Annotated in this window: 13 protein-coding genes and 1 pseudogene; 1 reads left to right on the top strand and 13 read right to left on the bottom strand. The window is 45.6% G+C overall.

Annotation, left to right across the window (positions count from 1 at the left end):
• Nucleotides 1-120: 120 nt before the first annotated feature.
• The 12 genes from trpS to pilM form a co-directional block, all read right to left on the bottom strand.
• On the bottom strand, nt 121-1,137 hold the full coding sequence (trpS, locus tag AACU59_RS16830; RefSeq protein WP_010317701.1) for a tryptophan--tRNA ligase: 1,017 nt from the start codon (nt 1,135-1,137) through the stop codon (nt 121-123).
• Nucleotides 1,138-1,291: 154 nt separating this feature from the next.
• A complete protein-coding gene (locus tag AACU59_RS16825; protein ID WP_026027427.1) occupies nt 1,292-1,978 on the bottom strand; it encodes a phosphoglycolate phosphatase in 687 nt (228 codons plus the stop codon).
• Between the two features lie 95 nt (nt 1,979-2,073).
• Nucleotides 2,074-2,748, bottom strand: coding sequence for a ribulose-phosphate 3-epimerase (rpe, locus tag AACU59_RS16820; protein ID WP_013855893.1), 675 nt, complete (start codon nt 2,746-2,748; stop codon nt 2,074-2,076).
• 112 nt (nt 2,749-2,860) lie between these two features.
• The gene (locus AACU59_RS16815) at nt 2,861-3,691 is read right to left on the bottom strand and encodes a Dam family site-specific DNA-(adenine-N6)-methyltransferase (RefSeq protein ID WP_013855892.1); all 831 of its coding nucleotides are present in this window, start codon (nt 3,689-3,691) and stop codon (nt 2,861-2,863) included.
• A 69-nt stretch (nt 3,692-3,760) separates the two neighbouring features.
• Entirely contained in the window at nt 3,761-5,260 is a 1,500-nt protein-coding gene (locus AACU59_RS16810) for an SPOR domain-containing protein (RefSeq protein WP_094132156.1), read from the bottom strand.
• A gap of 48 nt (nt 5,261-5,308) precedes the next feature.
• Nucleotides 5,309-6,397, bottom strand: coding sequence for a 3-dehydroquinate synthase (aroB, locus tag AACU59_RS16805; protein ID WP_026027426.1), 1,089 nt, complete (start codon nt 6,395-6,397; stop codon nt 5,309-5,311).
• A 24-nt stretch (nt 6,398-6,421) separates the two neighbouring features.
• Nucleotides 6,422-6,943 carry a shikimate kinase AroK gene (gene aroK / locus AACU59_RS16800; RefSeq protein WP_010317691.1) on the bottom strand — a complete coding sequence of 174 codons (522 nt, stop codon included), beginning with the start codon at nt 6,941-6,943 and terminating at the stop codon, nt 6,422-6,424.
• A gap of 186 nt (nt 6,944-7,129) precedes the next feature.
• Nucleotides 7,130-8,815 (bottom strand): type IV pilus secretin PilQ, encoded by a 1,686-nt coding sequence (locus AACU59_RS16795; protein ID WP_370685857.1) that lies wholly within the window; start codon nt 8,813-8,815, stop codon nt 7,130-7,132.
• 53 nt (nt 8,816-8,868) lie between these two features.
• Entirely contained in the window at nt 8,869-9,390 is a 522-nt protein-coding gene (locus AACU59_RS16790; RefSeq protein WP_094145760.1) for a pilus assembly protein PilP, read from the bottom strand.
• On the bottom strand, nt 9,377-9,970 hold the full coding sequence (locus tag AACU59_RS16785; protein WP_013855887.1) for a type 4a pilus biogenesis protein PilO: 594 nt from the start codon (nt 9,968-9,970) through the stop codon (nt 9,377-9,379). The genes AACU59_RS16790 and AACU59_RS16785 overlap by 14 nt, the downstream gene beginning before the upstream one ends.
• Entirely contained in the window at nt 9,963-10,565 is a 603-nt protein-coding gene (locus AACU59_RS16780; RefSeq protein WP_094145759.1) for a PilN domain-containing protein, read from the bottom strand. Before AACU59_RS16780 ends, AACU59_RS16785 begins: the two co-directional genes overlap by 8 nt.
• Nucleotides 10,555-11,565 (bottom strand): type IV pilus assembly protein PilM, encoded by a 1,011-nt coding sequence (gene pilM, locus AACU59_RS16775; RefSeq protein ID WP_094145758.1) that lies wholly within the window; start codon nt 11,563-11,565, stop codon nt 10,555-10,557. Before pilM ends, AACU59_RS16780 begins: the two co-directional genes overlap by 11 nt.
• Nucleotides 11,566-11,714: 149 nt before the next feature.
• Between pilM and AACU59_RS16770 the strand changes: the two genes are divergently transcribed.
• Entirely contained in the window at nt 11,715-14,213 is a 2,499-nt protein-coding gene (locus AACU59_RS16770) for a penicillin-binding protein 1A (protein ID WP_094127500.1), read from the top strand.
• A gap of 38 nt (nt 14,214-14,251) precedes the next feature.
• Here AACU59_RS16770 and AACU59_RS16765 read toward each other — a convergent pair.
• Nucleotides 14,252-14,550 (bottom strand): annotated as a pseudogene (locus AACU59_RS16765) (IS4 family transposase); the annotation flags it as partial.

The raw sequence follows: 14,550 nt of genomic DNA, 5'->3' as shown, positions 1-14,550 counted from the left end.
GTAGACCTAAGCCTACAATACAAAGAGAAAGATCAAATTTTATTAAGCAGAAGTAAAAAATAAAGCTAGGAAAACCTAGCTTTATTTAATGCGAAAAGAGTTAGATTGTCGCAGGAAAAACTAAGGACGCTCGACAAACCCTACCGCTTTAAATGCTTTTTTCAAGGTGATCGCAGCGCGGGCCGAGGCTTTTTCTGCACCCGCTTTCATTACTGAATCAAGATACGCGCGATCTTGTCGAATGCGCGCGTATTCAGCTTGTACCGGCTCCAGCATGGCAACCAGCGCTTCGCCAACATCTTTCTTGAAAGGACCGTACATCTCAACACCTTGATATTGCGCTTCAATCTCAGCAAAGCTTTTGCCTGTCGCTGCAGAGTACAAACTCATCAAGTTGGAGATACCCGCTTTATTTTCGGTATCAAAAGCGATGCGTGGTGGCGTTTCAGTATCTGTCTGAGCCTTATTAACCTTCTTGATAATCGACTTTGGATCTTCCAGCAAAGTGATGACGTTCTTACGGTTATCATCTGACTTAGACATCTTCTTCGTCGCATCTTGCAGGCTCATTACTCGCGCGTTCACTTGCGGAATGTAAGGCTCTGGAATGGTGAAGATCGGCTTTTCAGGACTATAGATGTTGTTAAAACGAGTCGCGATATCTCGCGCAAGCTCTAAGTGCTGCTTTTGATCACTGCCCACGGGTACTTGGTGCGCGCCATAAAGTAAAATATCGGCCGCCATCAACACCGGATAACCAAATAAGCCCGCATTCACATCGTTCGCATAACGTGCTGATTTGTCTTTGAACTGAGTCATGCGGCTCAATTCACCCATCTGCGTGTAGCAGTTGAGAAGCCAACCCAATTGAGCATGCTCTGGTACGTGAGACTGAACAAATAGCGTGCTCTTTTTAGGGTCAACACCAACTGCAAGACAAATTGACAATGCATCTAACGTGGCTTCATGCAGTGCTTTCGGATCTTGACGAACCGTGATCGCATGCAGGTCAACCACGCAGTATTGACAATCATAGTCATCTTGCATCTGTTGCCATTGACGTAGAGCACCCAAATAGTTACCGATACTTAGTTCACCTGACGGTTGAACACCACTCAATACAATGGGTTTGCTCATAGGGATGATTTCCTTGCTACTTAAAATGAGATAAGACTGAAAATGTCTGTGAAAAAAACCGCGCTTATTCGCTAAGTGATACTTGATTTAGCGATAACGCGGTTTATGCAGTGTACTCATTGACGAGTATTTTACTAGCGCATTGTGTGAACTTTTATGCTGAAACTCGCAACACATCAAGCAATTGGTCGATACAGTCCGCCACGTAATCAGGGTTGGAAGCTGAAATGGGCTCACCGTGATTGTAGCCATAAGTCAAACCAAACGAATAACAACCCGCATTTTTAGCCGCTAAAATATCGTTTTTCGAATCCCCAACCATCAACATTTCCTTGGCCGTTAGTTGATGTTTATCCAATAGCCAGTTAAGCGCCATTGGATCAGGTTTTTTGATCGGGAAGGTATCACCACCAATCACATCACTAAAAAAGTGCTCAATACCATGTTGTACCAATACGTCAGGTACAAACTTAGACGGTTTATTGGTCACCAAAGCTAATGTGAATCCAGCACTGTGTAGCTGCGCTAAGGTTTCTTTCACTTGGGGATATAAATGGCTAAGTTTATGGCCCGTTTGGGCATAAAATTCATCAAAACGCTCACGAGCGGTGGCTTTGATCTCATCGCTAAGATCAGGATTGATGGTTAAACTTTGGCTAAGTGAGCGAGCGATCAGCACATCTGCACCATTGCCGACGTAATCACGCACTTGCATTTCTGATACTGATGAATAGCCTAACGATTGTACCGCTTGGTCGGCGGCTACGGCTAAATCTGGCACGCTGTCGAGCAAGGTACCATCGAGATCAAAGGCGATTAATTTAATTGAGCTTAAAGACATCTTAACTTCCGAATAATAGACAAGGGGCACAAAGCCCCTTGTTGCGTTATAAGTATGTTGCGTAGTGATTATTGAGGTGTAGTCAGTATTATGACTTAGCGCGCCACTTTGGCTAATTCTGCGCGCATCTCATCAATCACAGTTTGGTAATTAGGTTGACCAAAAATAGCCGAGCCTGCGACAAACATATCTGCGCCCGCTTGTGCAATTTCACGAATGTTATCGACTTTGACTCCACCATCAATTTCAAGGCGGATATGACGACCCGATTGCTCAATCAATTGACGCACCGCGCGCAGTTTATCCAACGTATGCGGAATAAAAGATTGGCCACCAAAACCAGGGTTAACCGACATCAGCAAAATGAGGTCCACTTTATCCATAATAAATTCGAGATGCGCAAGTGGCGTAGCTGGGTTGAGCACTACACCCGCTTGGCATCCGTGCTCTTTGATCAATTGCAATGTGCGATCAACGTGATCAGAAGCTTCCACATGAAAAGTGATCATCGAAGCCCCTGCTTTGGCAAAATCAGGAATGATGCGATCAACTGGTTTCACCATCAGGTGAACATCAATCGGTGCCGTAACACCATAGTCACGCAGCGCCTTACAAATCGGAGCACCAAAGGTCAAGTTGGGAACGTAGTGGTTATCCATTACATCAAAATGGACAACGTCTGCCCCAGCGGCAAGCACTTTCTCAACATCTTCGCCAAGACGAGCAAAATCTGCTGAGAGTATAGATGGGGCAATTAGGAAATCTTTCATACCTGACCTCTTAGGCTAGTGGGCGCAAATGCGTGATGAGCAAAATTCGCCCGCAATTCTACCTAAGCTGGCCAAGATATCCTAGCGCGACACCCGATTTAACTGCGAAATGTTAACCTTCGCATTCCGCTGTATTGAACAGTGCCAACAACTCATCTACTTTGTTGCGCCCTGCTCCATTACGGCTAATGGTGCGCTTAACCTTGACCACGTTAAGTTCTGCACCATGATATAAACGGCGCGTTAACTTAGTGTCATGATTGGAAATCAGTACCGGTATGCCGCGATCATTGGCGGCTTTTTCGGCGACATCGGCCAATGAGGCTTGATCATCCAATGAAAAGCCATTACCAGAATAAGAAGTAAAATTGGCGGTAGTAGAGAGTGGCGCGTATGGCGGATCGCAATAGACAACACAGCCCTTGCGAGCACGACGAAACGTCTCTTCGTATCCTTCGCAAATAAAGGTCGCTTTCTTGGCTTTCTCGGCAAAAAACTCCAATTCTGCTTGCGGGAAATAAGGCTTTTTGTAAGAACCAAAAGGCACATTGAAACCGCCTTTTTTGTTGTAGCGACATAAACCATTAAAACCAAAACGGTTCATGTATAAAAACGCCAACGAACGATACAGTACGTCATCGGTTTTATTGAACTCTTTGCGAATATCGAGATACGCTTCTTTACGGTTGTTATCGGCCGTGAACCAACGCTTAGATTCGGTGATGTACAGTTCAGGTTGATCTTTAATCAGGTTGTACAAGTTGATGAGATCAGGATTGATATCGGCCAACAAATACTGTTCAAAATCAGTATTGAGGAACACAGAGCCAGCACCAACAAAGGGTTCAACCAGCTTACGCGCTGGCGGCAGGTGACGTTGAATCTCTTCGACTAGGCCATACTTACCACCAGCCCATTTAAGAAAGGCACGCTGCTTCTTCATTTACTGCTCTATCTTTCAACCACGAAATAAGGCTGCGGAATGTAACATATTTTTGCGTCAAGCTCAGCGTTATTTAGCACGATCAATCTCTCGCTGTACTTGGCTGAGCGATTTGGCCCAAGGGCCTTGCAATTGCAACGCTTTCGGTAAGGTTTCAACGGCATCACGCGCAAACTGGATGGTTGGATAATTACCATAGGTGATGATGTACCACTCCACATCATTGCGTGCTGTCGGATAAATACGCACCTTTTCTTGCAGCGCGTAGGTGTTAATAAAGTTTTGTGCTTCAGCAAGCGAACTAACTGCCGCTAATTGCAAAGTATAACTGCGTGGCGAGAAGGCTTTAAGTTCTTCTCTCGCAAAGGAGAAGGTGATTTTCGTTGGCGCAGCAGCAGTGGCAGTCTCACTTACTGGCACAGTTTGCGCCGTGCGGTTTTGTGCATCAGCAAGTGCATTATTAATCACTGACGTATCGGCTTTGGTCGAATTGCCTTCCAAAAGCGCATCCACAACATCAGACTCAATCACCACTCGTTGCTGATCACTGTCAATTATGCCCACGCTCTCTGAATTTTCCATCACATCGGGTGGTAACGAACTGGAATCATCTTCAGCATCTAAATAACTCGGGTCACTTTTCGCAAGCTCCTTCCCATTATTGGCGGCGTCAGTTGCTGAATCATCGTTAAGCGTATTGACTGTTGGTGCAGCAGCATCCCCTAGCGTCGGGATTACCGTCTGCTCGAGTGTGCCTGTAATTTGCGACGCTTGCTCATCGGGTGAGGGTTGGGTAAATAGCCACCAGTAACCACCACCAATGATGAGCAGAAGCAGTAAAACCAAGGCAGCGATCTGCACAGGAGAACCGATAATCGAACGGATGATGATCCTTTTTTCCATTTTCTGCTCTCCTAATGCCATGATTTCCCCAGGCACGCGTTTCACCTTTTTGTAAGCGTTGCGTACGCGGCGCTCCATCTCATCGGGTACATAACGCATGACCAGATTTTCAAAAAAGCGATCCGCTTCTTCATTGCTTAGGGCTTCAATCTCAAGCTCTACGGGTTTATGCTCTTGTCCGTAGCTTAAACGAGTCAGCAAAGCATCAAGGCTATTAGCTTGTGCAAATAATACGACATTGATGGTCCACAATGGATTGGCTTGTGCTTCTAACACCAGCATCCATAGCTCAGACACTAAGGTTTCGGAGAGTAGATGAGCGTCATCGACAACAATCACCACATCACAACCGCCACCATCCAGCAGGCGAACTAAGCTGTCAGAAAGTGTATCGTGAGGATTAAATAACGGGCCTGAAACGATTTGGGTAAGAATGGTCGCTCGACGTTGCTGGTCATCTTGATTGGGATGACACAGCAACAGCGATTGGTTTTTATCTTCGGCCCACGCTTCTAAATAACGCTGCGCTAACCAAGATTTACCAAAACCTAATCCACCACCAACGGTAATGACATTTGAGCCAAAATTGGTCAATAATTGCAAACGCTCAAGTAGCTCGACTTGCGAATCTAATTCCAATATACGTAATTCATTCGCCAAACTCATTAGGCCGTCCTACTGACAGACAACTGTCAAATTAGTATCAATGAAGATTTACAGGGTGCGGCAGAAGTCAATCGCTTGTTCAATGACCGCTTCGGGTACACCTTTCACTACTTGTGATGTACCAATACTGGTTGGTAGCACCAAACGTAGTTCGCCTGAAAGCACTTTTTTATCACGCATCATGTGTTGCATAAAGTCAGAAAACGACATGCTTTCGGGCGTATGAATCGGTAAATTTGCTCTTTTGAGTATAGAAACAATCCGCTCAACTTGCTGATCGTTAATTAAACCTTGTAACTGCGCCGTTTTAGCGGCCATCACCGTTCCGGCAGAAACCGCTTCACCGTGTAGCCAATTACCATACCCGAGCTGCGCTTCAATCGCATGACCAAATGTATGACCTAGGTTCAACAACGCGCGAATTCCCGACTCTTTTTCATCTTGAGCGACCACATCGGCTTTAATTTGACAGCAACGAGCGATGGCATAACTTAGCGCTTGCTCATCTAAGGCATAGAGTTTATCGAGATTCTCTTCCAACCAGACAAAGAAATCATGATCGTAAATGATGCCATATTTGATCACTTCCGCCATACCAGCGGCAAATTCTCGCGCAGGTAAAGTCGCCAAACATTCAGTATCAATAATGACGGCTTTCGGCTGATAAAATGCACCAATCATGTTTTTACCTAAAGCATGATTGACTGCGGTTTTACCGCCAACGGAGGAGTCCACTTGCGAAAGCAGCGTGGTCGGTATTTGGATAAAATCGACTCCGCGCTGATAACAGGCTGCGGCGAATCCAACTAAATCACCAATCACGCCACCACCTAAAGCGATGATCACCACATCACGGCTGTAATTACCTTCCAGCAGGTAACTCATCACCGTGTTAAATGTATCTAAAGTTTTGTACTGCTCGCCATCTGGCAGTTCAAGCAAGGAGACGTTACAAGCATGCGGTGCAAGAAGGGCGAAGATTTTATCCGCGTACAAAGGCGCGACCGTCACATTACTGATGACGACGACTTTTTGTTTGGCCGATAAGAAAGAAAGGAGGGCCGGATCATTAAATAATCCGGCGCCAATTGAGATTGGGTAGCTACGCTCATCTAAACTGACCGTAATCCGTTCCATGGTTTGCACTCCAAAATAAAGAACTTAGGAATGTTCTTCTAGCATTTTTACGATCTCGTTGGCTACCACTTTTGCACCTTGATCGTCAGTACGAACCGTAAAATCAGCGATCTCAGCGTAAAGATCGTTACGTTCATCAGCCAAGCATTCTAAGACTTCACGTGGATTGTCTGTTTGAAGCAATGGCCGTTTTTTGTCACGGTTCGTGCGTGCAAGTTGTTTTTCAATCGTCGTTTCAAGGTAGACCACAATACCACGAGCAGATAAACGATTACGGTTTTCTTTACTCTTAACAGAACCACCGCCTGTTGCGAGTACAATACCTTGTTTCTCGGTTAGGTCATTAATTACAGCTTCCTCACGTTTACGGAAGCCCTCTTCACCTTCGACGTCAAATACCCATGCGATATCTGCGCCTGTACGCTCTTCAATGACTGTATCTGAGTCTAAAAACTCCATATGCAGTTGTTGAGCAAGATGTCTACCAATTGTACTTTTGCCGGCGCCCATTGGGCCAACAAGGAAAATATTGCGTTTCTCAGCCATGTTTAGCAGTAATTTACAACGTTAATTCAATGACATCGCCACAAGATTAGCCAGTATAATACTGACCGTTAAGACGCTCGTGGCACCTATTCCTCACAGATGATTCGTGATAAGACCCGAAATTATCTAGATATGGTGCCACTAATGCAACTTTATTTTTTAACCAATCGCAATATCAGCCGTAAGTTATTGAATGACGACTTTCGGTGTCACGAAAATCAGCAGCTCACTTTTGCCCACTTGCTCATAGGAACGGCGGAACAATGCACCAAGTAATGGCAAATCACCAAGTAATGGCACCTTATCTACCGTATTGTTGACGCTATGTTGGAATATTCCACCAAGGACCACGGTTTCTCCATTATTGACCAATACTTGAGTGCCAATACGCTGAGTATTAATTGCAACCGCTTCTCCCGTCCCTGTTTTTACAATATCCCCAGGCCGGTCTTGAGTGACACTGAGATCTAACACTAAACGATTATCCGGCGTTATCTGCGGCGTTACTTTTAAACTCAGCACCGCTTTTTTGAAGGCGACTGTCGTTGCCCCGCTGGAAGAAGACTCCAGATAAGGGATCTCCGTACCCTGCTCGATATAAGCGGGTTTCTTGTTAGTCGTGATCAAACGAGGGCTGGAAATGATCTCCGCTTTCGACTCACGTTGCAGCGCTGAAAGCTCTAAATCCAACAACATATCCGACCCCAACTTAGCCACTTGGAAGGCTATACTTGAGGCGTTAGCGGAGGTCGCCGCTAAGTTTACGTTAAGGAAGTCATCAACGGGCAATGTGCTTTCCCCCAACTTGCCCACTTGGAATAAATTACTTTCAATACTTCCGCCTGCGGTGTTGTTGCCATTGGTCGAAGTAAAGCCCCAGCGTACGCCAAGTTCATCCAAATTACCTTCGTTGACCGTAACAATGCGCGCTTCAATCTGTACCTGTTTGACCGGGATATCGAGCGATTCAACAATTTGGCGTATCACCACAATATTCTCAGCCAATTCGCGGATCAGCAGTGAGTTGGTTCGCTCGTCGATACTGATGGAACCTCGCTCAGACAACATGCTGACTGCCCCTTCGCCGCCAATCATCTGCGCAATATCAGACGCCTTAGCAAAATTAATTTTGATGATTTCAGAACGCAGATCGCCCAACTCTTCAGCCAAACGTGCCTTTTCAAGCTGCTGCTTTTCACGTAAATCCAACTCTTCTTTAGGTGCAACTAAAATCACATTGCCGTCAACACGCTTATCTAATCCCTTGACTTGCAAAATGATATCGAGCACTTGCTGCCAAGGCACGCCATCAAGCCGTAGCGTCAGGTTACCAGTGACCGAATCTGAGACGACTAGGTTAAACGCGTTATAATCTGCGATAAGCTGCAAAACATTTCGCACAGGAATATCTTGAAAGTTAATCGATATAAGCTTGCCCTCTTTCTCAAGAATGCTCTTCGGCTTAGGTTTTTCTTGTTCTTTCAGTTTGCCAATTACCACCTCAAGGTATTTCCCTTTCAAGCTGTAATCATACTTAAACTCGCCATGAATGGTCGCCAGTAACTGTGTACTTGGCTCTTTGCGCAATACCTCGATACTCTCAACAACGGTTGCAAAATCTTTGACGTCTAAGACATACAGTTTCTCATTGGAGACATCCGTCTTAAGCAGTTCAATTTGTAAACCGTCAGCCACTTTCTGCACATTAACTACCGTCGAAGGTGATGCGAGTTCAACAATCAATACGGCGTCTTTGTTTTTATTGACTCGAAAATCAATGCCTTTAAGCTCGTTGGTCTGCGCCGTTTCTGCCGCCACACTTAGCCCTGCCACACTCAATAATAAGCCAAATAAGAGGCTCCGAAATACCATAGTCATTTGTGTCTGTAGTCCTTTAATCATAGTGATTTCTCTAAATTCAAATTCTATTTCAGAGCCAATTTGACGTTACGTTTATTCCAACAACCTAAGCCGTCTGGCAAGGTTTCATTGATCAGCAGGTAATTGGAATTAACTCGAGTAACTTTGCCGTGATTCAAACCTAAATATTGTCCCGCTTTCACGTTGACGACCTTGCCTTGGGGCGTTTGCACTAATGCCGATACCGCGCCCCCGCTACTCATCACGCCTTTTAATCGAAGTTGATTAAGCGGATAGCGCTCTAGCTGGCCATTTTTACTGCGAGCCGGAGGTTGCCAGCAGTCTGCCTTCACTACAGGCTGATTTTGTACAATCGCTTCTTTAGGCAGCACAAAAGGTTCGCGGGATTCATGTTGCGCATAATGAGCAACTTCAAATTGAATAATGGGTTTTAATTTGGAGACTTCTTTGCGTGCTTGCCCCTCGACCTGCTCCACATAAACCTTCAATGAATCTTGATTCGCCTTACAACCAACCAATACACTGGTACTAAACAGCACCATCAGCAGCAGATTATTGTTTTTCATCGTCCACCTCTTGCTTGAATTGATAGGTATAAGCGCGCACCCTAAAATGCAACGTGCTGCTTTCCTGGCTAACCCGTTGCCAATCAACATCATCGAAATTAATAATGCGGGGCAATTTCGCGATCGCCTCTGAGAAATCACCAATGTCGTGGTAATTACCAGTTAATTCGATATTGAGCGGCAAACGATACAGAAACTCTTTATTCTGTTTTTCTCCCCAATCAATACGTGTAAAGGTTAACGCGTTATCTAGCCCTAGTTCATTGACCGACGCCAGCATGCTTGCGAGCTCTTTTTGCACGGGTAATTGGCGTAATAAAAAATCATAACGTTCAGTTAATTCATCCAGTTGAGCTTGCAACTGGGGTAAGGTGGCGGCTTTGCTGGCCTTAATCCGTAAGGTCGATTTCAGCACCTCTTCTTGCTGTTTTAAGTTCTGCAATTGCTCATTTTGAGGCATAAGATAGAACCACGCGCCAACGCCTTGAATAATCAGCATCAACACCAAAATAACCAGCAGTTGAGGCAGCAACGGCCACTCAGCCATTTCATCCATATCAAGATCTTGAAAACTAGTCATGGACACCTCCTGTAGGCCGAATCTTGGTTAGCTCAGCGCCCTGTGGTGTCGGGGAATGAAACATAAATGACACTTTAAACGTCTGAAACTCCTTACCAAATCGCTTATTACCGTGCACGATAGAGTGCATGTTGACATCGGAAAGTAAGGCTGATTTTTCAAAATTATCGAGCATGGTCGCAAGACGCGCAGTGCTGTCACTGATGCCCGTAATTTCAATTTCTTCACCATTCATTTTGATCTTATCGACGTAGACTCCTTCAGGCATAAGCTGTGGCATCAGGTTCATCAACTCGGTGGTTTTATTGCGTTGGCTTTGCAATGACTCAACAACCGATAAGCGAGTTAATAGTGCCTTGTGTTCTTGTTCCGTCATTTTTAATGCATTGATCTGTTTATCAAGCTGCTGAATGTATTGATTCAAATAAGCCAGACGAGACTCTTGCTGCTGTGCTTGCCCAGAGAAATACAAACCGATACCCCATTGAATACCAACAGCGCTCATCACACCTAAGACGACCAAGCCCATAAAACGACGCTTATGCGCCGCTCTTTGTTCCTCTCGCCAAGGCAGTAAGTTAATACTATGCAACATGAGAAGACTCCAACCACTCGATACCACGCAGTGCAAGGCCAGCCGCGGTGCTAAAACTCTGCCCAGACTGCTTATCTCGCTGGCGTTTCGCTAACTTATTGTTAAACAGAAGGAAGGGATCGAGAATCTCGCACTCAAGCTTGAGACGCCGCGAGATCTCTTGCGCCAACATCGGAGTATCTGCGCCACCACCTGAGAGCCAAATGCCTGCTAAACTGCCCGCGCCATTGACGGAGGTGAAAAGCTGCAACTGACGTTGAAGTCGCTCGATCAACTCATGCACAAAGCGCTCGTTTTTATCGGCTAATTCGGCATTGGTGCCCGACATCGCGCTGTCTTGGGACAACCACTGACAACCGAGAGGGATTTCTTTATGAAAAGGGGCTTTATCAGTAAAATCAATACAGAGCGCCGTTTGGGTATGGCCCACATCCATGAGTATCCAATCGCTGCGATGTTGTGCCCTGCTCGCCAACTGCCAGATGTTTAACAAACTGTGTATTTGCACATCAACTGCGATCGGTAAAAAGCCCGCTTTTTGAGCCGCTAACGCACGGCTTTCCACGACGTCTTTACGAGTGGCGTAAACTTGATAACTTACGGTGCTACTGCGACTTACGCTTTTTTCCATCACTTTGACGAAATCGAGACTCAGTTCTTCTATCGGGAACGGTGACTGATGAGAAAATGCCTGATAAATAGCAAACTCTTTTTCACGCGCCTGCAGGTCACTATCTATCTGTAATACCTTACTTATTACCGCATTGTCCGGTACCGATATGGCGACTTTGTGACTAAATAGTGGTAAACCCTTTCTTAGTTCTTTGAGTTTCTTTACAATTTTCTGATAATCCAGCGTGTGGTTATCGGAGAATATGTCCTCAGTAATAAATAATTCTTTATAACCGACGAGTGCATATGAATCACCCGCTAGCTTTAACACCACCGCTTTAATACTATGGTGGCCAATATCTATACCCGTAACCATTGATTTACCCATACGGCTTAGCTCCAGTAACGCTGCTTAGGCTTAGCTCGATTTGCTTATTTTGAGGTTAAATAAGCCACAATTTATTTTTAGAGCTAAATTTTTAGCCTAGAGTACAAGGGTTTGCATAAGGGCAGCCTTAACTAAACAGGGATTATCCGGTGAAGTTCATAAAGCGATTGTTATTACTTTCATTGATTTGCATTATTCTTGGAGTCACTACGATATTTGGCTTCTATTTTTACGTGAAGCCAGACCTCCCCGATGTAGCGACTTTACGTGATGTACAATTGCAGACACCGATGCAGGTCTATAGTCAAGATGGCAAGCTCATCGCCCAATTTGGAGAAAAGCGCCGAGTTCCGTTGCGTATTGAAGAGATCCCACCTGAACTTATCGAAGCGATTATCGCCACCGAAGATAGCCGCTTCTACGAACACTATGGTTTTGACCCAATTGGTATCACACGTGCTGCGGTCGCTGTGATCGCCTCAGGTAGCGCTAAACAAGGTGCAAGTACCATTACTCAGCAGCTTGCTCGTAACTTCTACCTCTCTAATGAGAAGAAGATCATGCGAAAAATCAAAGAGATTTTTATCGCTATTCATATCGAGCAATTGCTGACGAAAAAAGAAATCCTAGAGCTTTATCTCAATAAAATTTATCTCGGTTACCGATCGTATGGAATTGGAGCGGCAGCCCAAGTTTATTTTGGAAAAGAAGTCAAAGATTTAACGCTGAGTGAAATTGCCCTGATTGCAGGACTTCCCAAAGCACCTTCAACCATGAACCCTATCTATTCTCTAGATCGCGCGACTAACCGCCGTAACGTGGTGCTACAGAGAATGCTTGATGAGAAATACATAACCCCAGCGCAATATGCGCAAGCCCGCTCTGAGCCCTTAATGTCGAAATACCACGGTGCTGAAATTGAACTTAATGCACCTTATGTGGCAGAAATCGCCCGTTCATGGATGGTGGAGCGCTATGGTGAAGAGTCGGCCTATACCTCTGGCATGATTGTCACCACAACGGTAGATTCCAAACAGCAGCAAGCCGCGAGTAAAGCTGCAATCAATAACCTACTCGCCTATGATGAGCGTCATGGCTATCGCGGTGCTGAAAAAGTAGTTTGGAAAGAAGGCCAAACGCCATTGAATGAACAGCAACTGGCCGAGCACTTAAATAATGAACCGACTTATGGAGATTTATTACCAGCCGTCGTTACCCACGTAAGCAGCCAATCGGCTACAGTTTGGGTGAAAAATCAAGGATTGCAGACCATTGAATGGCAAGGCATGAACTGGGCTCGCCGTTTCTTAACTGATTCTCGACAAGGACCGGTTCCGAGTACAGCGACGGAAATCATCGCCGCTGGTGAACAAATTTGGGTACGTAATCGTGCTGAATACAGTGATGAGCATACCACCGACGAAGTACCACAGTGGTACTTAAGCCAAGTACCCAATGCCAACACTGCCTTTGTTGCCATGAACCCAGAAAATGGTGCGGTACTGGCGCTGGTTGGCGGCTTTAACTTTGTGCACAATAAATTTAACCGTGCGACTCAATCGGTGCGCCAAGTCGGCTCAAGTATTAAACCCTTTATCTACTCTGCCGCCATCGATAAAGGCATGACCTTAGCCACGCTCATTAATGATGCGCCAATTAACCAGTGGGACCAAAGCCAAGGTACAGCATGGCGTCCTAAAAACTCACCACCGACTTATATTGGCCCAACTCGTCTTCGCGTTGGTTTAGCTCAATCCAAAAACGTGATGGCAGTGAGAGTGCTACGCGCTGTTGGGCTGGATGAAACACGTGAATATCTCACTCGCTTTGGTTTTGATATTGACCAAGTACCACGCTCAGAAACCATTGCCTTAGGTGCGGGAAGCTTAACGCCGGTTAAGATGGCGCAAGGCTATTCCGTGTTTGCCAATGGTGGCTATTATGTTGAACCCTATTACATCAGCAAAGTTGAAGATCCCTTTGGCAAACTTGAGTATCAAGCCACACCAAAAGTCGTTTGCCAACAGCAATGCACCCCAGACACAAATGAGTTCGATGAGCAAGATGTTGCATCGCACTATGCTCCACAAGTCATTTCCGAACAAAACGCATTTCTTGTCCGAGAGATGATGTACAGCAATATTTGGGGTGGCGGAAATTGGCGTGAAGGAACGGGTTGGAATGGTACAGGCTGGCGTGCACAAAAGCTGGGGCGTCGTGATATTGGTGGTAAAACAGGAACGACCAATGACTCCAAAGATGCGTGGTACAACGGCTATGCACCGGGCATGGTCGCTATTGCTTGGGTCGGATTTGATGATCATAACCGCAACTTAGGTAGGACAACCGAAAACAGCAATGTAGATGACGATGGTGTATCCGGTGCGGAAGCGGGAGCAAAAACGGCACAACCCGCTTGGATTGATTTTATGCGTCAAGTACTGGTCGATGTGCCAGCGCAAGACAAACCCATTCCCGCCAATATTGTGCGGGTAAGAATCGATATCGATACCGGCTTGTTAACCAATAAGTTTGATTCAAGCTCGATGTTTGAATACTTCATTCAAGGCACAGAGCCAACCGAGTATGTCGCAGAGAGTGTCTCTGACAACATCTACTCTTCACCTACAGGTGAAGAGCTATTCTAAAGCTCAGTAAAAAGAGGCTACATTTAGCCTAATGCCGTTCACTTAAGGTGAGCGGCATTGTATTTTCTAGGGTATCGGCTTGGCTTTTTCTTCACGACTCTAGGGAAGGCTCTTTCTCGCCTTGGCTCAAGTATTAAGCTCCCACTCATTGCATAGAAGTTTTGGAGTTGCCTCGGTATGGCTCCCGGTGACGAGTAGGGAAGCCCCACTATTAGGCGCATGATGTGGGCTAACGCTCCATTGAAGCTAAGTTGGTATGGCAAGTAGTCTCCATTCAACGTATTACACATCTGCACCATTTGATATCTGACTAAGTTGTATGTCAGTAGTATTCCCC

The organism is Vibrio sp. V23_P3S9T160 (genome assembly GCF_963886625.1).
Taxonomy (GTDB): Bacteria; Pseudomonadota; Gammaproteobacteria; order Enterobacterales; family Vibrionaceae; genus Vibrio; species Vibrio anguillarum.
Note: the sequence above shows the minus strand (reverse complement) of the source record. Positions and strands in the feature narration are given on the sequence as shown.